General features: G+C 72.9%; 17 protein-coding genes. 14 read left to right on the top strand and 3 right to left on the bottom strand.

Features of this window, described 5'->3' with window-relative positions; all coding sequences use genetic code 11:
- Positions 1 to 17: 17 nt before the first annotated feature.
- Positions 18 to 686, bottom strand: a complete 669-nt coding sequence (gene trmB, locus WME89_RS06825) for a tRNA (guanine(46)-N(7))-methyltransferase TrmB (protein WP_438008427.1) — start codon at positions 684 to 686, stop codon at positions 18 to 20.
- Between the two features lie 110 nt (positions 687 to 796).
- On the opposite strand from trmB, the gene WME89_RS06820 reads away from it, so the two are divergent.
- The 10 genes from WME89_RS06820 to WME89_RS06775 all read left to right on the top strand — a co-directional run bounded on the left by WME89_RS06820 (position 797) and on the right by WME89_RS06775 (position 14,669).
- Positions 797 to 3,238, top strand: coding sequence for a hypothetical protein (locus tag WME89_RS06820; RefSeq protein WP_438008426.1), 2,442 nt, complete (start codon positions 797 to 799; stop codon positions 3,236 to 3,238).
- Positions 3,239 to 3,776: 538 nt separating this feature from the next.
- Positions 3,777 to 6,254 (top strand): TonB-dependent receptor, encoded by a 2,478-nt coding sequence (locus tag WME89_RS06815; protein ID WP_438008425.1) that lies wholly within the window; start codon positions 3,777 to 3,779, stop codon positions 6,252 to 6,254.
- Positions 6,255 to 6,481: 227 nt separating this feature from the next.
- Positions 6,482 to 6,991 (top strand): chemotaxis protein CheW, encoded by a 510-nt coding sequence (locus tag WME89_RS06810; RefSeq protein ID WP_438008424.1) that lies wholly within the window; start codon positions 6,482 to 6,484, stop codon positions 6,989 to 6,991.
- A complete protein-coding gene (locus WME89_RS06805; RefSeq protein WP_438008423.1) occupies positions 6,988 to 7,509 on the top strand; it encodes a response regulator in 522 nt (173 codons plus the stop codon). The genes WME89_RS06810 and WME89_RS06805 overlap by 4 nt, the downstream gene beginning before the upstream one ends.
- Before the next feature lies 1 nt (position 7,510).
- Positions 7,511 to 7,894, top strand: a complete 384-nt coding sequence (locus WME89_RS06800; protein WP_438008422.1) for a hypothetical protein — start codon at positions 7,511 to 7,513, stop codon at positions 7,892 to 7,894.
- A gap of 53 nt (positions 7,895 to 7,947) precedes the next feature.
- Positions 7,948 to 8,529 carry a YfiR family protein gene (locus WME89_RS06795; protein WP_438008421.1) on the top strand — a complete coding sequence of 194 codons (582 nt, stop codon included), beginning with the start codon at positions 7,948 to 7,950 and terminating at the stop codon, positions 8,527 to 8,529.
- A 283-nt stretch (positions 8,530 to 8,812) separates the two neighbouring features.
- Complete coding sequence (locus WME89_RS06790) at positions 8,813 to 10,381, top strand: methyl-accepting chemotaxis protein (RefSeq protein WP_438008420.1); 1,569 nt, start codon at positions 8,813 to 8,815, stop codon at positions 10,379 to 10,381.
- Positions 10,365 to 12,578 (top strand): hybrid sensor histidine kinase/response regulator, encoded by a 2,214-nt coding sequence (locus WME89_RS06785; protein WP_438008419.1) that lies wholly within the window; start codon positions 10,365 to 10,367, stop codon positions 12,576 to 12,578. Before WME89_RS06790 ends, WME89_RS06785 begins: the two co-directional genes overlap by 17 nt.
- Positions 12,575 to 13,525, top strand: a complete 951-nt coding sequence (locus tag WME89_RS06780) for a chemotaxis protein CheB (protein ID WP_438008418.1) — start codon at positions 12,575 to 12,577, stop codon at positions 13,523 to 13,525. Before WME89_RS06785 ends, WME89_RS06780 begins: the two co-directional genes overlap by 4 nt.
- Complete coding sequence (locus tag WME89_RS06775; protein ID WP_438008417.1) at positions 13,515 to 14,669, top strand: CheR family methyltransferase; 1,155 nt, start codon at positions 13,515 to 13,517, stop codon at positions 14,667 to 14,669. Before WME89_RS06780 ends, WME89_RS06775 begins: the two co-directional genes overlap by 11 nt.
- Before the next feature lie 370 nt (positions 14,670 to 15,039).
- Here WME89_RS06775 and WME89_RS06770 read toward each other — a convergent pair whose 3' ends face one another.
- Positions 15,040 to 15,828 carry a hypothetical protein gene (locus WME89_RS06770; protein WP_438008416.1) on the bottom strand — a complete coding sequence of 263 codons (789 nt, stop codon included), beginning with the start codon at positions 15,826 to 15,828 and terminating at the stop codon, positions 15,040 to 15,042.
- Positions 15,829 to 15,838: 10 nt separating this feature from the next.
- On the opposite strand from WME89_RS06770, the gene WME89_RS06765 reads away from it, so the two are divergent.
- The 4 genes from WME89_RS06765 (at position 15,839) to WME89_RS06750 (ending at position 21,516) form a co-directional block, all read left to right on the top strand.
- Positions 15,839 to 16,828, top strand: a complete 990-nt coding sequence (locus WME89_RS06765) for a GYF domain-containing protein (RefSeq protein ID WP_438008415.1) — start codon at positions 15,839 to 15,841, stop codon at positions 16,826 to 16,828.
- 945 nt (positions 16,829 to 17,773) lie between these two features.
- Positions 17,774 to 18,745 carry a DUF1566 domain-containing protein gene (locus WME89_RS06760; protein ID WP_438008414.1) on the top strand — a complete coding sequence of 324 codons (972 nt, stop codon included), beginning with the start codon at positions 17,774 to 17,776 and terminating at the stop codon, positions 18,743 to 18,745.
- Positions 18,746 to 18,951: 206 nt separating this feature from the next.
- On the top strand, positions 18,952 to 20,436 hold the full coding sequence (locus WME89_RS06755) for a serine/threonine-protein kinase (RefSeq protein WP_438008413.1): 1,485 nt from the start codon (positions 18,952 to 18,954) through the stop codon (positions 20,434 to 20,436).
- A gap of 45 nt (positions 20,437 to 20,481) precedes the next feature.
- Entirely contained in the window at positions 20,482 to 21,516 is a 1,035-nt protein-coding gene (locus WME89_RS06750; RefSeq protein WP_438008412.1) for a hypothetical protein, read from the top strand.
- A 9-nt stretch (positions 21,517 to 21,525) separates the two neighbouring features.
- Here the strand turns inward: WME89_RS06750 and WME89_RS06745 are convergent, their stop codons facing one another.
- The gene (locus WME89_RS06745) at positions 21,526 to 22,545 is read right to left on the bottom strand and encodes a ricin-type beta-trefoil lectin domain protein (protein WP_438008411.1); all 1,020 of its coding nucleotides are present in this window, start codon (positions 22,543 to 22,545) and stop codon (positions 21,526 to 21,528) included.
- Positions 22,546 to 23,102: the final 557 nt, after the last annotated feature.

The raw sequence follows: 23,102 nt of genomic DNA, 5'->3' as shown, positions 1-23,102 counted from the left end.
CGCCGCGGCGAGAGGGCCTATCCGCCGTCCGCCGGCGCGCCGCCACCTTCGCGCGTCCGCCGCCGGTAGCGCAGCCGGCTCACCGGCAGCCCGTCGGCGATCGCGTGGTGCTCGCGGGGGCTCCGGGCGCCGTAGGGGTTCTCGGCGAGGAGCGGCGAGCCGGGGGCGTCGCCGGCGGGCTCGAACGCCGGGTGCGCGCCGATCTGCTCGGCGTACAGCGCGGCGCGCTCCTCGACGTCGGTCTGCACGTAGAGCTCGCCGCCGTCGACGAGCAGGCGCGCGAGGCTGTCGAGCAGCGCCGGGCCCATCACGAGGCGCTTCTCGTGCCGCTTCTTCCACCACGGATCCGGGAAGTGCAGGAAGAACCGCGCGATCGACGCGTCGGGCCGGAGCCGCGCGAGCGCCTGGCGCGCGTCGGCGTTGAGCGCCCGCACGCGGCCGCCGAGGCCGCACTTCCGCAGGCGCTCGTCGACGATCGCCGACCACTTCAGCCGGATCTCCAGCCCGAGCAGCCGCGACTCGGGGCTCGCCGCCGCCCGCTCGAAGAGGAAGCCGCCGCGGCCGGGGCCGATCTCGATCTCGACGGGGCCGGCGCCGGGGAGCAGGTCGTCGATGGACACGTCGTCGCCATCGGGGAAGCGGGGCGCGTCGGCGTAGGGGTGGTTCGGGCGCGGCTGGAAGACCATGGAGCCACGGCGCTCTACCAAATGCCGGCCGCCCGCGCGCGGGAAATCGCGGCCCCCGGGCGGCGTGGTGGTATTCGTCGGGCCCCATGGTGGAAGGCGATCACGGCGCAGTGCATCCAGCGTCGCAGCCCGGCGCCGCGGGCGCGGCTCCTCCAGCGTCGCGGCCCGGCGCCGCGAGCGCGGGTCTCCCAGCGTCGCGGCCCGGCGCCGCGGGACCGCCGGCTGGCCCGCCCGCGCCGCTCGCCTCGGCTCCGCCCGCGCCGCTCGCCTCGGCTCCGCCCGCCTCGGCTCCGCCCGCGCCGCTCGCCTCGGCTCCGCCCGCGCCGCTCGCCTCGACCCGCGCCGCGCCCTCCCCCGCCCCCTCGCCCCTGCGCGCCCTCGCCGCGCGCGCCGCTCCCTACGCGCCCGCGCTCGTCGCGAGCGGTTTCCTCGGCGCGCTCTGCATCCGGGCGGTCCTCGAGCAGGCGGGGCGCCCGGCCCTGCCGCTCGACGACGCGTTCATCCACATGCAGTACGCCCGGCGGCTCGCGGAGGGCAGCTTCTTCAGCTTCGTCGCCGGCGACGGCTACTCGACCGGCGCCACCAGCCTGCTCTGGCCCGTGCTGCTCGCCCCCTTCTACGCGCTCGGCCTGCGCGATCTCTCGCTCGTCTACGCGATCTGGGCGCTCGGGCTCGTGTTCCACGCGGCGCTCGCCGTCGAGACAGCGCGCCTCGCCCGCCCCCTCGTCGGCCCCGCGGCGGCCGCCGGCGCGGGCGCGATGTGCGCCGGGTTCGCCGCGTTCGCCTGGTTCGCGTGGAGCGGCATGGAGACGGTCGCCTTCGCCTGGATCCTCACCCGCACGGCCCGCCTCGCGGCCTCTCTCTGCGAACCGGCGCCGCCGGAGCCCGCCGGGGACAGCGCAGAGCCCGTGCCCGACGGCATCGCGCCCGCCGCCGCGCCGCCGCCCGCCGCCTCCATCGCCATCGCGCGCGCGCTCGCCCTCGCCGGCTTCGTGGCGCCCCTGCTCCGCCCCGAGGGCGCGCTCGCCTCCCTGCTCGCCGCGCTCGCCCTCGCCGCCTCGGCGCCGCGCCCCGCGCCCCTCCAGGCGCCCTCTCCGGCGCGCCCCTGGCCGCGCCTCCGCGCCGCAGCCTCTCGCCTCCTTGCCGGGCGAAAGCTCGCCGTCGCGCCGCTCCTCGGCCCGCTCGTCGTCCCCGCGCTGAACCAGCTGCTCGCGGGCCACGCGACCTCGTCGACGACCGCCGTCAAATGGCTGATCGGCAACCCGACCTACGACGGCCCGACGCTCCGCGCCGCCATCCTCGAGAACATCCGCCTGCTCGTGACCGACGTGGTCAACGGCGGCCAGTGGACCGCCGTCTTCCTCCCCGAGGGCTCGGCCGCCGTCATCGCCCTCGGCGCCGTCGCGCTCGTCGTGGCGGCGCACCGCCGGGGCCGCCCCGTGCACGCCGCCGTCGTGGCCGCGCTCGCGCTCGGCACGCTGCTGCCCTGCACGTACCTGAGCTTCCTCTGGAACCGCGTGCGGTACGTCTGGCCCTTCGCCCCGGCGTGGATCGTCATGGCCGCGTGCCTCGCCCGCGAGCTCGGCGACGCCGCCCGGCGGCTCCGGCGCCCGATCCACCACGTGACGCCGCTCGTCGCCGGCGCGTTCGCGGGCGCCCTCAGCGCCCGGATCCCGTGGGCCGTCCACGACCTCGCCAACTCCGCGCGCGCCATCGATCGACAGCAGGTCTGGCTCGGCCGCTGGGCCGCGCTGCACCTGCCCGAGGACGCCAGGATCGGCGTGAACGACACCGGCGCGCTCGCGTACTTCAGCGGCCGCAGGACCTTCGACATCGTGGGCCTGACGACCGAGGGCGAGGCGCGCTACTGGGTCGCGGGCGCGGGCTCCAGGTTCGAGCACTACGAGAAGCTGCCCCCGGAGCGCCGGCCGACGCACTTCATCGTCTACCCGCACTGGATGGCGTGCCCGCCGGTCCTGGGCCGCGAGCTCATCGACGCCACCGTCGAGGACCAGGCGATCCTCGGCGGCGCGACCATGGTGGCCTACGAGGCGCGCTGGTCGCTCCTCGGCTCCGGCGCGCTGCCGGTGCGGACCGTGCCCGGCGAGCGGATCCTCGACGAGCTCGACGTCTCGGACCTCGAGTCCGAGGCCGCCCACGCCTACGCGCTCGAGCCGCTCGCGGACCAGCGCAACGTGGCGCTCGCGCTCATCGCGCCCGAGAGCAGCGCGCCCGGCGAGCTCGACCCCTCGCGCCTGGAGATCGCCGACGGCGGGCGGTACCACCGGAAAGCCGACCGCTTCGTCGCCCACCTCGTCGCCGTCCCCGCCGAGGCCCGCCTCGTGCTCCGCGTGGCCTCGGACGACGGCGCCGAGCTCGCGGTCTCCGTGGCAGGCGAGGAGGTCGGGACCGTCGAGGTGCCGGGCGGCCCCTGGGTCGAGCGGGCAGTGCCCCTCCCTGCTGCGCGCCTGTCAGGCCCGACCCCGATCGCGATCACCCTGCGGCGCGGCTCCGGATTCAACGCCTTCCATTACTGGATCGCCGGGCGGTGACGCCGGGCGCCGCGCGGGCGGCCGCGGGAACACCCCACCTCCTCACAGAAGCGCGTCGCGCCGCCAGGAACTAGGGCACCGAACAGGTTGAAACCCCGAGAAAATGAACCACAGAGGGCACAGAGTTTTTGTTGTTCCTCTGTGTCCTCTGTGCCTCTGTGGTTGAAATTTCTTCATTCCCGGGCGTTTCAAGCCGATCGGTGCTCTAGCTCTCCAGAACGCGCGCTCTCGCCCTCAGACTCTCTCGCTCCGAGCGCTCGTATGCCCGCGCGCCCGCGCTCCAGGGACAGCCGTTGACGGAGACTCGGGTTCGTGTAGCATCCGGACACTCGTGAAATTTTGCGGTCGCTCTTACATTTTCCCGGGGATGGTCCGGGGGAAGAGCGCGGGCAGCGCCGGCGCATCGTGGCGCCTGCGCACCGTGGAGTGGCCAGCGGGTCCGGGCGACTCCGGGGCTGAGCAAGCCGGCATGCCGGGTCGGCCCGTGGAGAGCATTCGCTGAGCTCGCCGCCCGGCGCTCGAACGAGAGGGGGAATCCATGCGGAGGTCGGCGCTGCTCTTTTATCTGCTCGTTTCTCCGACATCGATGGTCAGCCCATCATGGGCGCAGGAGCCTGCGCCCGTCACGCCCGCCGCTGCGCCCATCGCCGCGCCCCCGTCCGGCGACAGCAAGGCCGCGGCCGGCGCCGCTCCAGAGCCCTTCCCCTCGACCCCCGGCGCGCCCCAGGGCTCGGTCCTCCCCTACACCGGAGCGCCGCTGCGCCACGTCGAGGAGAGCAGCCAGGGACAGTTCCTCTCGCTGGAGCTCGAGGACCTGCTCAACGTGAAGGTCTCCTCCACCGGCTTCTTCGAGACCGAGAGCAAGACCACCACGGGCCAGGCCCGCGTCTACGACGCGCGCCTCCTCAAGCTCCACGGCGTCCGCTCGCTCGACGATCTCCTGCAGGCCCACCAGCCCGGCGTCGTCATCGGCGAGCACGACCGCACCTCGCGCCTCATCGGCGTGCGCGGGGTCCTCATCGACAACAACGCCAAGACGCTCGTCATGCACGACGGCGTGACGACGAACATGCGCGCCCACTTCGGCGCCATCGGGAGCACGCTCGCCGCGCCGCTCACCGGAGATATCGAGAAGGTCGAGGTGATCCTCGGCCCCGGCGCCATCGTCCACGGCTCCGGCGCGATCAGCGGCTTCGTCAACGTGCTGCGGCCGACCGGCATCACCCGCCCCGGCCTCTGGGGCAAGGCCTCCTACGCCTCCGGCGACACGCGCACCCTCGAGGCCAGCTACGGCGGCCTGCTCAGCGAGAAGCACAACGCCGATTACTTCCTCTACTTCGGTTACGCCGACAACGAGGGAGAGGAGCCCCCCGCCCCCCGGACGAACACCGGCGACATCTACGGCGCGGGCTTCGCCGGCGTCACCACGTCTCCCTTCCTGCACCACACGCGCGTCAACGCCCTCGGAGAGCCCAGCTACAAGGGGTTCGGCCGCTTCCGCTACGGCTCCGAGCGCAGCCCGGTCAGCGTCGATCTGCGGCTGGACTACGCGCAGACATCGATGATGGGCAACGCCCCGAACAAGAAGACGACCCTCGAGGAGTCGAAGGGGCAATGGGCCGACAGCAACAACGGCCACGTGCGGACCAGGATGGCCGCCGTCACGCCCGAGATCCACGTCCGCCTGTCCGAGGCGCACAGGATCGAGCTGACCCCGACCCTCTCGGCCTTCGAGACGACCCTCGTCCCGGCCGACTGGCTCGTCCGCGAGGTGGAGAGGCAGCCCGGCGCGGTCGCCGGCGAGGGCTCGATCTCGACCGCCGGCCTCGGCGAGGAGCACCGGGACCTCAAGGTGGTCTACAAGACGACGGCGCTGCCGCACAGCCAGCTCGCGCTCGGCGCCTCCGCGAGCCACAAGCGCTTCGATGGCCACAGGTCCCGCTGGGGGCGGCTCCACGGGATCGCCTTCGAGTCCCCCGAGCGCTTCTCGTGGACCGAGCTCGCCGTCTTCGGCGAGAACACCGTCACCGTCCGCGATCTCACGCTCTCCGCCGGCCTGCGCTTCGATCACACGACCTTCGGCGAGCTGCGCCTGCACGCGAACAACGAGGACCTCTCGCGCGAGATCGAGCCCGTGAGCAGCCCCTCGTACCGCGTGGCGGCCGCCTACGCGATCAGCGACACGCAGAACGTCAAGCTGTCCTACCAGACGGGGTTCCGCTTCCCGGACGCCGCCTACTTCAACTGGCTCGAGCAGTACAACGCCGCCTTCGAGGACGAGCCGATCGCGCCGCTGCCCTCGCTCCGGCCCGAGTCCTCTCGCCTGGCCGAGATCGACTATTTCATGGGCCTCTTCGACAGGCGCCTCGCCCTCGACGTCTCGGCCTTCTACGCCCGCTACGAGGACACCCTGGGCTGGGTGTCGTGGAGCGACGTGCGGCCGGACGACTACGAGGACCACGTCGCGGGCAACCCCAGGCACCCCTCCAGCGGCGACTGGTGGGGGAGCTTCACGAACAGCACCACCGACGTGAACGCCGTCGGCGGCGAGATCGGCGTGCTCGGCGACCTCGGCGGCGGTTTCGCGGGCGACGTCTGGTACAACGTGACGAAGCCGTTCGGCGCCGAGGGCCTCATCAACCTCCTGACCAGCTGGGACGCCGAGACCTGGGCCAACTACCCCATCCACCTCGTCAAGGGTCACCTGAGCTACACCGCGCTCGGGTTCACCGCGGGGGTCGCGGCGAGCTTCCGGACCGGCATGAACAGCCACGGCACCAGGGAAGCGCCCGCGGACGAGAGCGAGGACCTGTCGCCGAGAGACCGGCTGTACGCGCGCTCGGCGTTCAACCTCGACGCCTCGGTCTCCTTCTCGCCGCTCGAGCACGTCTGGGTCTCCGTGTTCGGCAAGAACCTGACGTTCAACAAGGTCCCTCCCCCCTCCTACGCGTCGCACCGGCTGATCCTCACGACGGGTCGCCCCTACGTGGGCGCCTCGGCCGAGGTGGCCTATTGAAGCCCACCAGAGCGCCCGCGGCAGCAGCGCAGGCGCCGGATCGGGCATGAGCTGCGGGCATGTAGGCCCGCGCGGCAGGCCCTCTGGCGCAACGCAGCAACCGGCCCGATCGAGCACGGCTGAGCGCGGAGCAGCGCGGCTGGTGCGGTGAGCGCTCTCCCGGATCCGCGCCACCGGCCGTGAAAGCACCTCGCCGACCTCAGCCATTGTGATAAATCCAGGCAACCTTGTCCGAAGCGCTCGATCAGGTTCAGGAGCTGCTCGACCTGCGCGGCGACGCCCCGGACAACGGCCCGCGCGAGAGGGCCGTTCTCGACCTCCTGCTCTTCGAGCTCGGGGCGGTGACCTTCGCGCTCCGCGCGCAGCAGGTGGAAGAGGTGATCGGGTGGCGCACCCCCTCGCTGCTGCCGCGCGCCGATGCGCGGGTGATGGGCATCCTCCAGGACCGGGGGAGGATCATCGTGATCGTGTCGGCGCCGCTCGCGGGGCCGGCGGCCGCGCCGCTCCGGATCGTCGTCTGCCGCACGCCGCGCGGCTACCTGGGATTGCCGGCGGGCAAGACGCGGTGTGTGGCCGCGGTCAAGGTGTTCGGGGAGCTCTTGCCGAAAGCTGTGGTCGACACGAGCGAGGGGGTAGTAACCTTCCTCGATGTGACCCACCTGCTCGACGCTTCCGAGGCCGCGCCGCAGCGGGTCGCCGCGCCGCGTGAAGACGAGGGCGCGGGGCCGGGGCGATGAGCGATCAGCCGAGCTCCCGTTCGCCCGCCTCGCCCGCGCCGAGGGGGGGCAAGCCGACGACCGATCCCCAGGTCGACGAGGCGGGAGGGCCGGTGAGCGCGGCGCCGCTGTCGCGGTCGCCGCTGAGCGCCTCGCCCGGCGCCGCGGCGAGCGCGCCTGTGCTGGTCATCGACGACAGCGAGATCGCCCGAGAAGAGGTGTCCCGCGTGCTGCGCTCGGCCGGCTATCAGGTCGTCGCGCTCCCGTCCCCCATCGGGGCGACGCAGGCCATCGTGCGGCACCAGGCGCGCATCGTCGTCGTCGACATCTTCATGCCCACCATCCGCGGGGACCGGCTGCTCACCCTGTTCCGGAAGAACCAGCGGCTCGGGCACCTCAGCGTCATCCTGATGTCCGGGCACTCCGAGCAGGAGCTCGAGCAGCTCCAGCTCGAGGTCCAGGCGGACGCGGTCCTCTCGAAGCGCCACCTCGACCGCCTGCCGGCCCTGATCAAGCGGCTCACCGGCAAGGATCGGTGACATGGGGACCGTGGTCGCCATGCTGCACGCAGGGCTGCGGTGCGCGTTTCCGGCGCGGCAGGTCCTCTCCGCCGAGGGCGGCCCGACGCCCGAGCGCGGCGCCCGCCTCTGGGAAGACGCCGGCCTCGATCGAGCGATGACCCGCGCGATGACCGCGGCGCCCGAGCCGGCCGCGCGGTGCGTGCGCGTGGCGACCGGCGGCGGCCCGAGGGCGATCGCCTGCGCGCACCCGAGGCTCGCGGAGGTCGACCGGGAGCGCGTGTGGCCGCTGCCGCAGCTCCTCGCGGACGTCCTGCGGCTGCCGCACGTCGTCGGGCTCGCCGAGATCGACGGCGCGCTCCACTGGGTGATCGACGCCCGCCGCCTCCCCGCCGACGGCGCCTGATGCGGCGCCCGTCGAGGATGCGGTCGGTGTCGTTCAAGGCTCGCCTGAGAAACATGGTGTCTCCGAGATCCTCGATTCGAGCGCTGCTGGCCCTGGCGCTCCTCACCACGGCGAGCGCCGAGAGCCACTCTGCCCCTTCCGTTCCGTACGAGCTGCGAGGCGCGATCATCCTGCGGTCGGTCGGCTACGAGAGCGGGTTCGCGGGCCGGACGGGCACGGCCGTGCTCGCCGTGGTCGGGGGCGAGTCGGGCGAGAGCGCAGAGGACGCGAGCGCGATGGCGGCCGTGCTCTCGAAGCTGGCGGCGAAGACCACCGTGGCCAGGCGGCAGGCGACGGTGCTGCGCGTGAAGTACAGCTCGAAGGCCCAGCTCGAGGAGGCGCTGCGCGCGGGCGGCGCCGAGGTGGTCTATGTGGCGCGCGGGCTGGCCGCCGCCATCCCGGACATCCCGCCGCGGGAGGGCGCCGTGGTCCGCATCGTCGTGTGCGGCGACGGCGACGACGCGAAGCGCGGCTGCGCCGTGGCCGTGGGGCTGGCCGGCGCCAAGCCCGAGCTCCTGCTCAACGTGAAGCACGCCAATGCCATGGGCCTCCGCTTCGACCCGCAGCTCCTCCGTCTCGCCCACATCGTCGACTGACGCTCTCGAGCCGCCGGTCACGGCTCATCCGCTCGCACATCGCACGTCGCACATCGCGCCCAGGACACCGAACAGGTCGAAATTCCGAGAAAAATGAACCACAGAGGCACAGAGGCACAGAGGGCACAGAGTTCTTCGTTGTTCCTCTGTGTCCTCTGTGCCTCTGTGGTTCAAATCTCCTCATTCCCGGGCGTCTCAAGCTGTTCGGTGCTCTAGGTCCACCTGGATAGCCGTCATTCATCGTCCCCGTCATTCATCGTCCCCGTCAGCCCGTCAGTTCCTCATGCGCAATTTCCGCTCCATCCGCTGGAAGATCGCTGCCCTCGTCGCGTCGGTGGCCATCGTGCTGTCGGCGCTGGATCTGTGGCTGATCCCCGACCGCACCGCGCGGGCGAGCGAGGCCGAGCTGCGCGAGCGCGCCGGGATCCTGGCCACGATGCTCGAGGAGCCCATCGGCGTGGCCATGGACCTCGAGCAGCCGCCGGAGACCTTCCCCGACACCCTGCGCACCGCGATGACCGATCCGCTGGTGAGCTGGGTCGCGGTGTACGACGCGAAGGGCGAGCGCACCGCCGCGATCGGCGCCGCGCAGGCGCCCGGGACCGCGCGAGGGGTCCAGGGCGGGGGCGACTCGAGCGTCGTCGTCAGCGAGGCCCCGATCCGCTCGCGGAGCAGCGATCGCCAGCTCGGGACGCTGGCCGTCGGGCTGCGGAGCGACCGCATCGCGCAGCGCCGCGCCGACTCGCGCCGGACCATGGCCCTTCAGTCGGCGGGGGTCGTGCTGCTCGGCCTGGGGCTCGCCTGGTTCGTCTCGGCGCGCATGACCCGCTCGATGGCGCACATCAAGGAGGCGGCGGATCGCATCGCCCGCGGCGACGTGTCGGCGCGGCTGTCGCTCAGGATCTCCGACGACGAGCTCGGGGACATGGCGAGCGCCTTCGAGCGGATGAACACCCAGCTGCGCGAGCTCCAGGAGACGGCGGCGCGCGTCGCGGGCGGCGATTTCACCTGCAAGATCACCGGCGACGGGGAGCTGTTCGCCGCGTTCCGGGCCATGGTGGCGAGCCTGCAGGAGCTCGCGACCCGCATCGGCAACACCTCGTCCGAGGTCGCGTCCGCCGCCGCCGGGATGTTCTCGTCGGTGCGCGAGCAGGAGACGACCGCCAACCAGCAGAACGCGGCGCTCGAGGAGATCCGGCGCACGGTGGAGGCGCTGACCGCCAGCGCGGATCACATCGCGAAGGACGCGGCCACCGTGCACGAGATGGCGCAGCGGAGCCTCGTCAGCGTCCAGCACACGGCGGAGCAGACGCGCCTCGTCAGCTCCCACTCGGGCCGGATCGGCGAGATCCTGTCGCTCATCCAGAGCATCGCCGACAAGTCGGACCTGCTCGCGCTGAACGCCGCGCTCGAGGGCACGAAGGCCGGCGAGGTCGGGCGCGGGTTCTCGCTGGTGGCGGCGGAGATGCGCCGGCTCTCCGAGCACGTCATGGACTCGGTGCGCGACATCCGCAAGCTGGTGGCCGACATGCACGCGGCCTCGCACGCGTCGGTGCTCGCGACCGAGGACGGCATCAAGCTGGCCCGCGACACGGCGGCCGCCGCCGCGAAGATCTCGGACGCGGTGGACCACCAGCGCGAGGGGACGGCGCAGGTGAAGACGGCGATCGTCGACATCGTCGGGGCGGTGAACGACACGCTGACGAGCAGCGCGGACGCGACCCGCTCGGCCGAGTCGCTGCTCCAGCTGTCGCACGCGCTCAAGACGACGGCGCGGGCGTTCCGCGTCAAGCCGGCCGGCGCGCGGGGCAGCGGGCCGGCGGCCGCGGAGGCGGATGAGGAGCCGGGCTGACCTCGTCGCCGCGTTCCACCGGGCCATGCCGGACCGCGTCGCCCAGGCGACCGACCTCTGGCTCGGCTACGAGCAGGGCCAGGCCGGCAACCTCCCGGTGCTGCGCCGCCTCCTGCACACGCTGAAGGGCGAGGCGCACATGCTGGACCTCCTCGCGTGCGGCGACCTGGCCGAGCTCACGGAGAGCGTCATCGACGCGGCGCGGGGCGGCGGGCGCCCGACGCAGCTCACCGGCGACAGCATCCTCGGCGCCCTGGAGGCGCTCGGGCTCCTGTCGGCGAGCCACGGCGAGGAGGCCGCGCTCGACCTGGAGGGCGTCGAGGCGACGCTCCGGGCCGCCCACGCGGAGCTCCAGGGCGGGGACGCGCGCCGGCCGACAGCCGACGAGCTCGCGCCGCCGCGGCTCGACCGGGCCGCCGAGAGCGTCGCGCCGCCGCGGCTCGACCGGGCCGCCGAGAGCGTCGCGCCGCCGCGGCTCGACGCAGAGCTCCGCGCGCGCAGCGCGCCCCCGGACCAGGCCGCGCCCGCGGCGCTCGACGCGGCGGCCGTCGGGGCGCGCTTGCAGGAGCTCCAGCGGCTGCACGGCGAGCGGGAGGTCCTCCAGCGCCGGCTCCGGGAGGCCCAGCGCATGCTGCGCGCGCTGCTCGTGGAGATCGACCCCCGGGGGGCGGGTGTGGATCGATTCGGGGAGCGCATCACCAAGACGCTCGGCTACGGCGCCGAGATCGAGCGCGCGCTCGGGGCCGTCCGCGCGGACTGGTCGAGCAACGAGTTCGCGGCCGGGCGCGCGCTCGGCGAGCTCGACGAGGTGGTCCGGAAGGCGTCCGTGGTGCGCACCGAGCGCCTGCTGGACCAGGTGTCGCTCGCCGCCCGGAGCGCGGCGCGCATGCTGGGCAAGGACGTCGAGGCGCGGGTCGAGGGGACGGGGCTCCTCGACGCGCAGGTGGAGCGCCGCCTCGAGCCGGCGCTGCTCCACCTCGTGCGCAACGCCATCGACCACGGCATCGAGCCGGCGGACGTCCGCGCGCGCCGCGGCAAGCCCGCGCGCGGGACCGTGGCGGTGACCGTGGTCCAGACCGACGCCGCCGTGCGGGTCGAGGTGAGGGACGACGGCGGCGGGGTCGACTTCGCGCGGCTGCGCGAGGTGCTCGCGCCGTCGGTCGAGGACGTCGCGTCCCTCGACGACGCCGAGCTCGTCCCGTACCTGTTCGCGCACGGGCTCACGACGAGCCGCAGCGTCGGCGCGATCTCGGGCCGGGGCGTCGGGCTCGACGTCGTGGCGCGCGAGATCGGCGCGCTCGGCGGGCAGGTCCGGGTCGACTCGCGGCCCGGGCTCGGGACCACGATCCTGCTCGTGGTGCCGAAGAGCCTCCACGGCGAGGAGGTCGTCCCCATCTCCAGCGGGCGCTTCCGGTGCGCGGTGCCGACGCACGCCGTGCGCTCGGTCGTGCTCCTCGACGAGGTGCTGCACACGTCGGACGGGCCGCGCGTGCGCCTCGCCGGCGAGCCCAGCGCCGAGCTCGTGCCGCTCTTCTCGCTCGCGGCGCTGCTCGGCGACGGGGGCCAGCCCGCGCCGGGGGACGCGGCGCTCGTGCTGCACCACGCCGCCGGCCTCTTCGCGGTGAGCGTGGGCGGCTACGAGAACCCGCGGCTTGTCTCGCTCGTGCGGTCGGAGGAGCTGCCGTTCACCTCGCCGCTCGTGCGCGGCGTGGCGCCGACGGCGGACGGCGAGGCGCTCCTGCTGCTCGACGTGGAGCGGCTGTTCGCGTGCGCCCGGCAGGCGCCCTGGGAGGCGCCCTCCGCCGCGGCCGCCGAGCCGAAGCGCGAGCCGCTCGCGCTCGTCGTCGAGGACGCGCCCGTCGCGCGCGAGCTGCTCTGCGGGATCCTCCGGGCGCTCGGGCTGCGCGTGGAGGAGGCGAGCGACGGGCGGGAGGGGCTGGCGCTGGCGCGGGCGACGCCGCCCGACGTGGTGCTGACCGACCTGGAGATGCCCTACATGGGCGGGCTGGAGATGGTGGCGGAGCTCAGGCGCTCGCCCGCGCTCGCCCGGGTGCCGGTCGTGGTGCTGACGACGGCGGCGGACGAGCCGAACGTGGCCGCGCTGCGCGGGCTCGGCGTGCGGGCGGTGCTGTCGAAGCAGCGGTTCGTCGAGGAGGAGCTGCGCCAGATCATCGCGACGAGCCTCGGGGGCGCGTGACGGCGCGGGTCCTGATCGCCGACGACTCGGACATCGCCGCGGCCCTGCTCGAGGCGATCCTGGAGGAGGACGCGGGGATCCGCGTGGTGGGCCGGGCGCGGACGGGGGCGGAGCTGCTGGCGCACCCGGCGGCGGCGATCGCCGACGTGGCGCTGGTGGACCTGCTGATGCCCGAGCTCGACGGGCTGTCGGTGATCCGGTCGGTCGCGGCGCGCGCGGGGGTCGTCGTGGTCAGCTCGCTGCCGCGCGGCTCGGCGGCGGTCCGCGAGGCGCTGGCGCAGGGCGCGAGCGACAGCCTCGAGAAGCGCGACCTCGCGAGCGCCCCGGCCCGCGCGCGGCTGCGCGCCGCGGTGCTGCGCGCGGCCAGGCGGCCGGCGCCCGCGGGGCGGGGCGGGCCGGTGCTGCTCATCGCGGGCTCGACCGGGGCGATCCCGGCGCTGGAGCAGCTGGCGCGGGGGCTCGGGGACGTCGACGTGCCGGTGCTGATCGTGCAGCACATGCCGGACGGGCGAGAGCGGGACCTGGCGCGCGCGCTCCGCGGCCTCGGGGCGCGGGCGCGGGCGGCGCGGGCCGGGGACGCGCTCGCGCCGGAGTTCCTGCTGGCGCCGTCGGGGAGCCACATGGCCATCGACGCGCGCGAGCGGATCCAGCTGACGGGCGACGGTCCCGTGAGCGGGCACCGGCCGTCGGCGGAGGTCCTGCTCGCGTCGGCGGCGCCGCTCGCCCGGCGGGTCGTCGCGCTGGTGCTGTCGGGGCTCGGGAGCGACGGCGCGCGGGCGCTGCCGGAGCTCTCGGACCGGGGGGCCCGCTGCTTCGCGCAGGAGCCGTCGGAGTGCAGCGCGCCGGACATGCCGCGCGCGGCGCTCCTTGCGTCCACGCGGGTGAGGCCGATCCGCGTCGCGGATTTCGTCGAGCTCGCGCGGAGGTCGGCGCTCCGTGGGGCGTGATCCGCTGCTGGAGCGCGCGCTCGCGCGCCTCCTGTCGCCCAGGCTGGGCCACGCGCCGTCGCGGTGGCCCGAGACGCTCTACCTCCACCTGCGGGAGCGCGCGCTGGCCGCGGGGCAGAGCGAGGCGGAGTACGTGGAGCGCGTGGGACAGGCCGGCGAGGCGGCCCCGCTGGCGATGCTGATCGACGCCGCGACGATCGGGCACACGGCGGCTTACCGGCACCCGGAGCAGTTCGAGCGCCTGCGGCGCGCGATAGCGGGCCTCGCGGGGCGGCGCCCGGGCCCGCTGCGGATCTGGTGCGCGGGGTGCTCCACGGGCGAGGAGGCCTACTGCGCGGCAGAGTGCGCGGAGGCGGCGGGGGTGGACGCGGCGGTGCTGGGCACCGACGTGAACCCGGTGGCGATCGCGGTGGCGCGGAGCGGCCTCTTGCCGCAGCGGAGCGCGGTGGGCGCGCCCTTGCCGGCGGCGTGGGCCGGGCGTGTGCCGGAGGCGCTGCGGCGGCGCGTGCGCTTCGAGGTCGCCTCGCTGACGGCCGCGCAGCCGGCGCTCGGCGCGGGGCCGTTCGACGTCATCTTCTGCCGCAACGTGCTGATCTACTTCGAGCGGGAGCAGGTCCCGCGCCTGCTCGCGCGGCTCGCGGCGGAGCTCGTCCCCGGCGGCTACCTCATCCTCTCGCCGGCGGAGGGGATCTTGCCGCTGCCTCCGGAGCTCGGCCGCGGGCCGGCGCCGGGGTGGCTGCAGCTGGCGGAGGGCGCCGACGCGCCGGCGCCGCCCAGCCGGAGGGCGCCGGGCGCGGCGGTCGCGGAGAGCGCGCCGCCCAGCCGGAGGGCGCCGGGCGCGGCCGCCGCGGAGAGCGCGCCGGCGCAGGCGCCCGGCGTGGAGGAGGCCGCGCGGCTGCTGAGCGCCGGGCGCGCCGCGGACGCGGAGCAGGTTCTGTCGGGGCTGCTCAACGCGGATCCGGACCACCTCGAGGGGTGGTTCCTGCTCGGGGAGGCGCTGCTGGCCAGGGGCGAGCGGGCGCAGGCGCGGGCGGCGTTCCTGCGGGTGCTCCGCTGCTCGACCGGGGGCGCGCGCGGCGTCGATGCGGAAGCGCTGCGGCGCGCGGCGGCCCGGCGCGCGGAGGCGCTGCGCGATCCTCGCTAGCGGCCCGCGCCTGCGCGGCGCGGGCCACAGGGAGGCGACGGCGCAAGCAGAGCGTTGTCCCCTGTCTCGCGCCCTCGCACTCCCGGGCTGAGGCATCCCCTCCAATTCTCCGGAAAATTCACAGGGAGGCGGGGAGACGGGGAGGGAAATCTTCAAAATACTCCCCGTCTCCCCGTCTCCCTGTTCAATTTCTTGCTGAAAATGACTGCAAAGTGAGGGGATTCCTGAGACTCCCGGGCTCACGCCTTCCTGGTGAGCCCGCCAACACCCGATCTCCGGTGTCGCGCCCCTCGCGCCCCTCGCGCCCCTCGCGCCCCTCGCGTCGCCTCGGCGCTCGCTCCTCGCCCGCGCCGAGCTCCCCCGGCTGCCGTCACTTCTCCGCGGGCGCGGCGCCCGGCAGCGCGATCGAGATCTCGACGCGCCCCGGGGGCAGCTTGCTCTCCCCGAGCGCGGCGCCCGCGGGGTCGTGCTCGGCGTGCCCGACCGCGAACAGCCGGGCTCCTGGTATCGAGCACTTCGCCTCGACGGCCTGCGCGACGCTCGCAGCCCGGGCCGCGGAGAGCGCCCACGCCGTCGTATAGGCGCCCTGGAGGGCGGGCGGAACGGAGTCCGGAGGACCGCTGACCGCGCCGACGCGGATCGGCCCCTGGCCGGCCGTCGAGAGGGCGCCCGCGACCTGGCACAGGAGGCCTTGCCCTTGCAGGCTCACGTCGGTCTTGTTGGCGACGAACACCGCGCTCTCCGGGAGCGCGACGAACGCCTGTCCGTCCACGACCGCGAGCGCGGCGACCCCTTTCTTGATCTGCCTGTCGAGCTTCCCCGCGAGCTCGGTCTTGAGCTGCTCCACCCGCTCCAGCCCCGACCTCTTCACGGCCGCGGCCTGCTGCCGCTCCGCCTCGAGCTTCTCGACCTCGGCCGTCTTCGCCTGGAGCTCCCCGCGCACCTGGCTCAGTGTCTGCTCGAGCTCTTTGCCCTTCTGGTTCGCCTTCTGCTGCTCCTGAATCAAGAGCAGGTGAGCGCGGCGAAGCGGAACGTAATATGCCGCCACGAACGTCGCGCTCACGACGAGGAGGAGCGCCGGCAGCACCCGGACCCAGCGCGAGAAGCTGGAGGATCCAGCGCTGCTGCCGGCCGCGATCCTCTCATCCCTCGTGCTCATGAATGCCTCCATGCTCCGCTCCACCGCGGGCGAGGATACCGACACAGCGAGGATCTCGCCAGCGCCACGGATCGCGCGTCACCATCGCAAAAATCCGCACCGCCTCGAAAGAGCGGCGCGTCTCATGTCGGTGTGTACAGGTGCGCTCGTGTCGTGGCATCCTTGCCTTCGCAAGGGAGGACTTTTTATGAAACCGCCGCCCCTTCCGGCCAGGCGCGCTGCGCCGCCCGTTCCGGCGACCGATGAGCGCGAGACCCTCTGGCACGTCGCGATCGCGCCAGACGACATCAAGGTGCTCACGTTGGAAAAGCTCGACGATCTGTTCCGCCTCGACCTCATCGACGAGTCGACGAAGATCTGGCGCCCCGGGATGGCCACCTGGCAGCCGCTCGGCGTGGTGGCCGGGCTCGATGCGACGCCTGCGGAGCCGGCGCGGGCCCCGGGTCGGCCGGCACCGGGTCGGCCGGCACCGGGTCGGCCGGGCCCGGCGTTCCCTCCGGTGCCGCGGGCCATGGATTCCGACGATCCGACGCCGGTGGTGTCGAGCCTGTCGGCCAGCGCGCTGCTCGGGCCGATGGACGGCTTCACGAACATCGTGACGCGCACCGAGGTGGCCGCCCCGCCCGCGTCGATGCTCGCGGCGTCCCGGCCCACCCCGCCGCCGCCGATGGCGATGGATCCGCTGGCGACGATGTCGGCGATGGATCCCATGGCCGCGATGTCGGCGATGGAGCCGATGACCGCGCAGTCGTTCAAGGACACGGTCCGCACGGCGCCGCGCGCGCGCGACGCGGGGCGAGCGCCGCGTCTCATGCTCGCGCTGACGATCGTCGCGGGGCTGATGGTGACGCTCTACCGCAATGACGTCCTCCTCGACGCGGCGCGCTCCGCCGGGCGGGAGAACATGTATCTGAAGGTCGAGTCCGCGCTCGGCGGGCCCGCGTTCGGGACGCCGCGCTCGCTGGAGAAGCTCGGCCTGGCCGCGGCGACGGCGCGGTAGCGCGGGAGACGCAGCGTCTCCCCGCCTCCCCTGCCCTCACCGCCCGCTGTCGCGCGTGACCGTCCGCGAGGGCCCTCACTGGCTCGGACCCGGGCTGCACCCGAGGTGTATCCCCCAGCGCTGGCGGGTCGCCGCGCGCGTGCAGGGGCAGACACGACGGACGCCGCCGGCGCGCCGCAGTGGATCCGACGGATCCAGTCGCGAGCGCCACGGCGGCATCTGCGTTGATTCGCCAGCAGGGCTCCTGAACCCTACAGGTTATCGGGTAACGGCCCTGGCGTACGTGGGTTAGCTGGCGCGAGGCAGCTGTGGGGCCGCACTCCTGCTCTTCCTGCTCCTCGTCTCGAGTGAGGCGACTGCGCGCCATGCTGATCCGGAGTGACGTACATGCCGGCGATCGGGACGACGCGCTCCAGGAAGCCCAGATGCGATCTGAAAGTCGAGCTCGCTCGTGGCGCGCCTCCGCCCTGAGGGACAGGCAGCTGGCGCTCGACCTTCGCTGGCGAGTGGCGCTCGACGTGCTGCGGGTGCTGGCTCCCCGCAGCGTCGAAGCGACTCTGCACGCCTTGGGCGCGTTCCTTGCTGGGCGTATCGCTCGCTGGTAGGATGAAGCTGACTGCGTAGAAGTCGTCAGAGCGCGCTCAGAGGTACATCGAAATGGCTTCAGAAGGAAAAACCGATCGTGCGGGTACGGGGAGAACACCGAAGCTCGCCATCGGGATGGGTAGAGCGGCCTTCTCGATGGGCCTGTGCCTCGGGTGCAATGGGGTCCTCGACATCGATCCGGGTGTGCCTCGAGAGGTCGGAGCGGCGGGTGGAGGGGGCTCCACGAGTACGGCAAGCTCGGCGGGTGGCACGGGCGGAGGGGGCTCCACGAGTACGGCGAGCTCGGCGGGTGGCGTGGACGGAGGGGGCTCCACGAGTACGGCGAGCTCGGCGGGCGGCATGGGCGGTACGGGCGGGGGCTGCGAGGAAGGATCAGCAGGGGCCGGAGGCGCGGAGGTCCGCGTTGACGCCAACTGGGCGCACTGGAGCCCGAACCCTCTCGACGCGAATCGGTGGAACCACGAGGATGCGATCCGGACTGACGACACGGTGGTCGATCCGGTGACGGAGCTACAATGGCAGCTCGACGTGGCCCGGGATCGGGAAAAGAACCCGGAGCCGCGCACCTGGGAAGGTGCGAAGAGCTACTGCGATGAGCTCTCTCTGGAAGGACATTGCGACTGGCGGCTGCCGTCGCGCATCGAGCTCGTCTCGATCGTGGATTATAAAATCGCTTCTCCGGCCATACCGAAGAAGCTGCTCGACAAGGAACTTTTCCATGGTACGGCCAACGATGATTATCTCTGGTCGCTGCCCTTCGCCAACCCCTCACCTCTAGAAGCGTGGCGCGTCCACGTTGAGGATGGCAGCGTTGCGAGCAGCGAGGTCCACAAACTTCATCACGTCCGTTGCGTTCGAGCGGGAAAACTCGCGAGCGGAGGGCGCCGCGAGTACGCCTTCGGCACGGATCAGCTGACCGTGATAGACGAAAAAACGCACTTGGTTTGGCAGCGCGACGGGAAAGGCGACTGCTCTGAAGATAATATAGAGGGCAATTGCTCCCAAAGCATGGCAGACAATTACTGCGAAACCCTTGATTTCGCCGGGTCCACCTCATGGCGGCTCCCGACTGTTCAAGAGTTGCAAACGATCGTGGACCATTCTGAACACCATCCGGCGATCGACCAGATGTGGTTCCGCGAGCCAGATGAGGATGTACCAGGATACTGGTCGTCGACCGTCTACTTCCTGAGGCGCAACTCCCCACCGGCTGACCGCGCAGCATGGTCGGTGAGCTTCCAGCTCGGTTACGCCGGCAAGCAGCAGATTGATACCAACGGCCGCGTTCGCTGTGTTCACGATTGGCCTTGAAGATGTCCCGTGACTCGGCCCGCTCCGGCCCCATCCGCCGGACGCGAGCCCTCGGACAGGCGACCGGACGGAACGCCAGGGGGCCGCCTTGCCTGCCCCTGGCTCCTTTGTCAACCTGGCCCCTTGCTGTCAGGGCGAGGATGCTGTCCCCTGGCAGGGACTCTCTTCTGGTCTCGCGTCTGCCCTCCCCGACCCGCGCCTGCTCGATGGACACTCTCGTCAAGACTGGTGACGTCCTCCTTGGCAAGTACAGGGTCGAGCGCGTGCTCGGAAAAGGCGGCATGGGCCTCGTCGTCGCGGCCCGCCACCTCCAGCTCGGCGAGCTGTTCGCCATCAAGTTCCTCCTCCCTTCCTCGCCCGAGCGGCCCGAGCTAATCGAGCGTTTCGTGCGCGAGGCGCGCGCCGCGGCTCGTCTCCGGAGCGACCACGTGGCCCGGGTCCACGACGTCGGGCGCACGGAGACCGGCGCGCCGTACATGGTCCTGGAGTACCTCCAGGGCAGCGACCTGCGGGACCTCGTCCGCAAGCAGGGGCCGCTGCCGGTCGAGGACGCCGTGCTGTTCGTCCTGCAGGCCTGCGATGCGATCGCCGAGGCGCACGCCGCCGGGATCGTGCATCGCGACATCAAGCCGGCCAATCTCTTCCTGACCCGCCGCCCGAACGGCAGCCCGAGCGTCAAGGTCCTCGATTTCGGGGTCTCCAAGCAAACAGGCCTCGACGAGGTGGAGCTGACCACCACGGGCGCCATGCTGGGGTCACCGATGTACATGGCGCCCGAGCAGGTCGCATGCTCGAAGTCGGTCGACGCGCGGTCCGACATCTGGGCGATGGGGGTCGTGCTGTACGAGCTCGTGACGGGCCGAGGGCCGTTCGACGCCGAGAGCGTCCTCAAGCTGGCCGCGCTGGTGCTGCAGGCCGAGCCGGCGCTGCCGTCCGAGCTGCGGCCGGACCTGCCGCGGGCCGTCGAGGCGGTGATCCTGCGCTGCATGCGCAAGCGGCCCGAGGAGCGATTCCAGAGCATCGGCGAGCTCGCGGCGACGCTGCGCGAGGCCCTGCCTCCGGCCGCGCTGGCGGCGTATTCCGGCGCGACGATCGCACATCCGGTGCGGTCGAGCGTGGCTTCGGCGCCGGACCTGCAGCCGACGAGCGTGCCTTCGCCGGCGCTGGAGCGAGCGTCCGCAGCGCCGCCCGCCCCTTCGCAGGCGGCGACCATCCCGGTGGAGGTGCCTGCCGCGCCCCTCGCGGCCACGCCGGAGGGCGCGACCACGACCGTCGATTCGAGCACGACCACCAGCGAGCCCGCGCCGGCGCTCCACGAGCTCAGCCAGGAGGCGCGGAGAACGACCGGCGGCGCGCCGGCGCCGCGCCGGAAGATGGCCGGCATGGCTGTCGGGGCAGCGGTGGGGCTCGCAGTACTGGGCGGCGGCGCATGGTTCGTCCTCGGTCGCCCCTCCGGGACTGCTGCGGCGCCGGTCGCCGCGGCGCCCGTCGAAGCGGCGGCGCCTGCCGGGGCCGCGGCGCCAGCGCCGCCTCCGAGCAGCACGGCGCCGGTCGTCGCGGGCGAGGCTTCGCCGCAAGGCCCCGCTCCTTCGAGCACGCCCTCCACGCCGGCTGCCCCCGCCGCTCCGAGCCCGCCGCCCGCGCGGCCGCGGGCGCCGGGCTCGACGACCCAGCGTCCCACCCTCTGGTAACCTGGCGCCATGCCAGGTCTCCCTTCACGCCCCTGCACGCTCGCGTTGACGCTGCTGCTCGTCCCCGCAGCCGCGCGTGCGCAGGCAGCCGATCCAAAGGCCATGGCGGCGGCCCAATCCCTCTTCGACCAGGCCGTCGAGGAGATGGACAAGAAAAACTACGCGAGCGCCTGCCCCAGGCTCGAGCAGACGACGCAGATGCTCCCCGAGGCGCTCGGGGCGAAGGAGACGCTGGCGAGGTGCTACGAGGCCCAGGGCCGGCTCGCGAGCGCGTGGGCGCAGTACGGGCTCGTGGAGGCGCTGGCACGCCGCGCCGGTCAGACCCAGCGCGCCGCCGCGGCGGGCAGGAAGGCGGCGGCCCTCAAGCCCAGGCTCGCGACCTTGACGGTGGAGCTACCGGCCGCCGTACGTGGCCTGTCAGGGATCTCGATAACAAGCGATGGGCTCGCGCTCGGCGCTGCGGTCTGGGGGACGGCGCTGGCGGTCGACAAGGGCGAGCACGTGATCGAGGCCAAGGCGCCGGGGTATCGCCCCTGGTCGGGCAAGGTCGTGATCGGCGAGGATGGCGAGCACGCGCGCGTGGAGGTGCCCGTGCTCGAGAAGGAGGAAGCGGCTCCGCCGCCCGTGACCTCCGCGCCCGCGCCCGTGACCTCCGCGCCCGCGCCCGTGACCTCCGCGCCCGTGATCTCCATACCTGCGCCCCCACCCGCGCCCGCGCCCGCGGCGCGCCCCTGGCAGCGGCCTGTCGGCATCGCGGCGATCGTCGCCGGGGCCGCGGGGCTCGGGGCGACCGGGGTGCTCGCGGCGCTCGCCGTCGGCAAGAAGAACGCGAGCAACCAGCAGGGTCATTGCGACGCGCTGAACACGTGCGACGAGACGGGGCTCGACCTGCGCGCTCAGGCGAGGGGGTTCGGGAACGGGGCGACGGCGGCGCTCGTGGTCGGCAGCGTGCTGGCGGCGGGAGGCGTGGTGCTGCTCGTCACCGCACCTTCGCGGAAGGACAGGCCAGAAACGACGGGCGCCATCCGCTGGGGAATCGACGTCTCGCCGGCGCGGGTCGGGGTGCAAGGGGCGTGGTGAAGGACGGCCTCACGGGTTGGCGATCTGGTTATAGTACCACCTCTGGTTGGTACCGGCGTGGCAGTGAAACATCCTTATCGGCGCGCCGCTGTACGAGGTGGCGCCCCAGACGTCCGCGCACATCGCCGGGTTGCCGACCGAGACGAGCCGCCCCAGGAGGTCGCGGTTCCACTTCTGGCTGACGCGGCCGTCGCAGCTCGCGGCGATCAACGCGTCGCCCGGCTGGAGGTTCTGGCCGTCGAGGCACTTGCCGCGGATGAGAAGCTCGCTGTTCACGGTGCGGGTAAAGCGCTGGTTTTCGTTGGCGCCCGAGCAGTCCCAGAGCTGGAGTGACACCCCCGAGTACGAGATGTTGAGGTCGGCGCAGCGGCCGATCTCGCTCTCGATGTTGAAGGTGGCCCCGCCGATCCCCGAGTCGCTGCGGCGCCACTCCTGGTTCTCCCCGCGGTGGCAGTACTGGAGCAGCAGCGGCGCCCCGGGGGCACGGTTCTGGTAGCCGATGTCGATGCACATCGAGCGGCCATACTCGTCCGTGATCCCGCGCAGCATGACCCGGCCCGGGAGGACGATATCCCACTTCTGAGTGCTCTTGCCGAGGCACGGATTCACCACGATCGGGCTCAGTCGCTTTGCCTCCTTGGGCTCGAGGCACATGATGCCGTGAACCTTCAGCTCGCCGGACGCGGTGTTGTAGCTCCAGTGCTGGTTGATGTTCCCCAGGCAGTCCCACATGATCACGCCGGTCCCTTCCTCGCGTTGCGGCGCGTCGAGGCAGCGGCCGTGCATCACGCTCACCAGCGAGAACGCGGACCTGCTGCCGACATCCTCGAATCCGGCGCCTTCCATGGAGCCGGAGCCGTCCACGATCTCGAGCGCCTCGTCCGTGTCGCCGATGCTCTCGGTCTCCGCGCCGTCAGCGTCGTTCGCGCCATGGCCCGACTCCATGTCGGCCTCGACCACGCACCCCGTGGCGACGAGGCTGGCTCCGACCACAAGCAGCGAGAAGTGATGCCCCACAATGCCCTTCATGACGATCGATCTCCTGTCGCATGTCCCTGAGGTGCGTCGGGCTCCGGTGATGAAGCGCCGTTCCCTCGGTTCGCCTGGAGCATCAGAGCATCGACTGTGCCAGCTCGCACAGGTGAGCAGCACACCGCTGGTCGTGCTGTGCAGCGCCACGAGCGCCAGCTGGCGCCCACGCTCGAGGCGGCGGCGTCCGCCAGGGCGAGGCCCCCGTGTCTCGGGACCGGTCCGACGGCGCTCTTGTCCAGCGTGGGGCGCTGCCGGGACGCCGGCAGGATCGAGTCGGCCATCGCGCCGCCTGGAGCCCGGCAACCGTCGCTCAGCAATCCTTGCTCACTCGGCGGGGGAGACGTCGTGAGGCCAGTTTTACGCCGTTTCGCACGCCGAACAACGGGCGGAGGGCGCTGGCGCCGAGCAAGGTTTTGTCGCGGTCAGCAAGGTTTGCGTACGCTCTGCGGCGGGGCGAGCAACGATTGCCTGACCGGCGCTGCGCCCCCGCGCCGCCTCGACGCTGCGACCTGGTCCGCGAGTTGCCAAGCTGCCGGAGAGGGATGCGGCCTGCA

Source organism: Sorangium sp. So ce321 (assembly GCF_051530195.1).
GTDB lineage: Bacteria > Myxococcota_A > Polyangia > Polyangiales > Polyangiaceae > Sorangium.
This window is presented reverse-complemented; position numbering and strand designations above follow the sequence as displayed.

What these genes read in the sequence shown, in the direction of transcription:
- WME89_RS06795 (WP_438008421.1), top strand. Translation starts at nt 7,948, where the DNA reads ATGGTGTCTCCGAGATCCTCGATTCGAGCGCTGCTGGCCCTGGCGCTC.
- WME89_RS06805 (WP_438008423.1), top strand. Translation starts at nt 6,988, where the DNA reads ATGAGCGATCAGCCGAGCTCCCGTTCGCCCGCCTCGCCCGCGCCGAGG.
- WME89_RS06790 (WP_438008420.1), top strand. Translation starts at nt 8,813, where the DNA reads ATGCGCAATTTCCGCTCCATCCGCTGGAAGATCGCTGCCCTCGTCGCG.
- WME89_RS06760 (WP_438008414.1), top strand. Translation starts at nt 17,774, where the DNA reads ATGGGCGGTACGGGCGGGGGCTGCGAGGAAGGATCAGCAGGGGCCGGA.
- WME89_RS06785 (WP_438008419.1), top strand. Translation starts at nt 10,365, where the DNA reads ATGAGGAGCCGGGCTGACCTCGTCGCCGCGTTCCACCGGGCCATGCCG.
- trmB (WP_438008427.1), bottom strand. Translation starts at nt 686, where the DNA reads ATGGTCTTCCAGCCGCGCCCGAACCACCCCTACGCCGACGCGCCCCGC.
- WME89_RS06815 (WP_438008425.1), top strand. Translation starts at nt 3,777, where the DNA reads ATGCGGAGGTCGGCGCTGCTCTTTTATCTGCTCGTTTCTCCGACATCG.
- WME89_RS06755 (WP_438008413.1), top strand. Translation starts at nt 18,952, where the DNA reads ATGGACACTCTCGTCAAGACTGGTGACGTCCTCCTTGGCAAGTACAGG.
- WME89_RS06800 (WP_438008422.1), top strand. Translation starts at nt 7,511, where the DNA reads ATGGGGACCGTGGTCGCCATGCTGCACGCAGGGCTGCGGTGCGCGTTT.
- WME89_RS06765 (WP_438008415.1), top strand. Translation starts at nt 15,839, where the DNA reads ATGCTCCGCTCCACCGCGGGCGAGGATACCGACACAGCGAGGATCTCG.
- WME89_RS06745 (WP_438008411.1), bottom strand. Translation starts at nt 22,545, where the DNA reads ATGAAGGGCATTGTGGGGCATCACTTCTCGCTGCTTGTGGTCGGAGCC.
- WME89_RS06770 (WP_438008416.1), bottom strand. Translation starts at nt 15,828, where the DNA reads ATGAGCACGAGGGATGAGAGGATCGCGGCCGGCAGCAGCGCTGGATCC.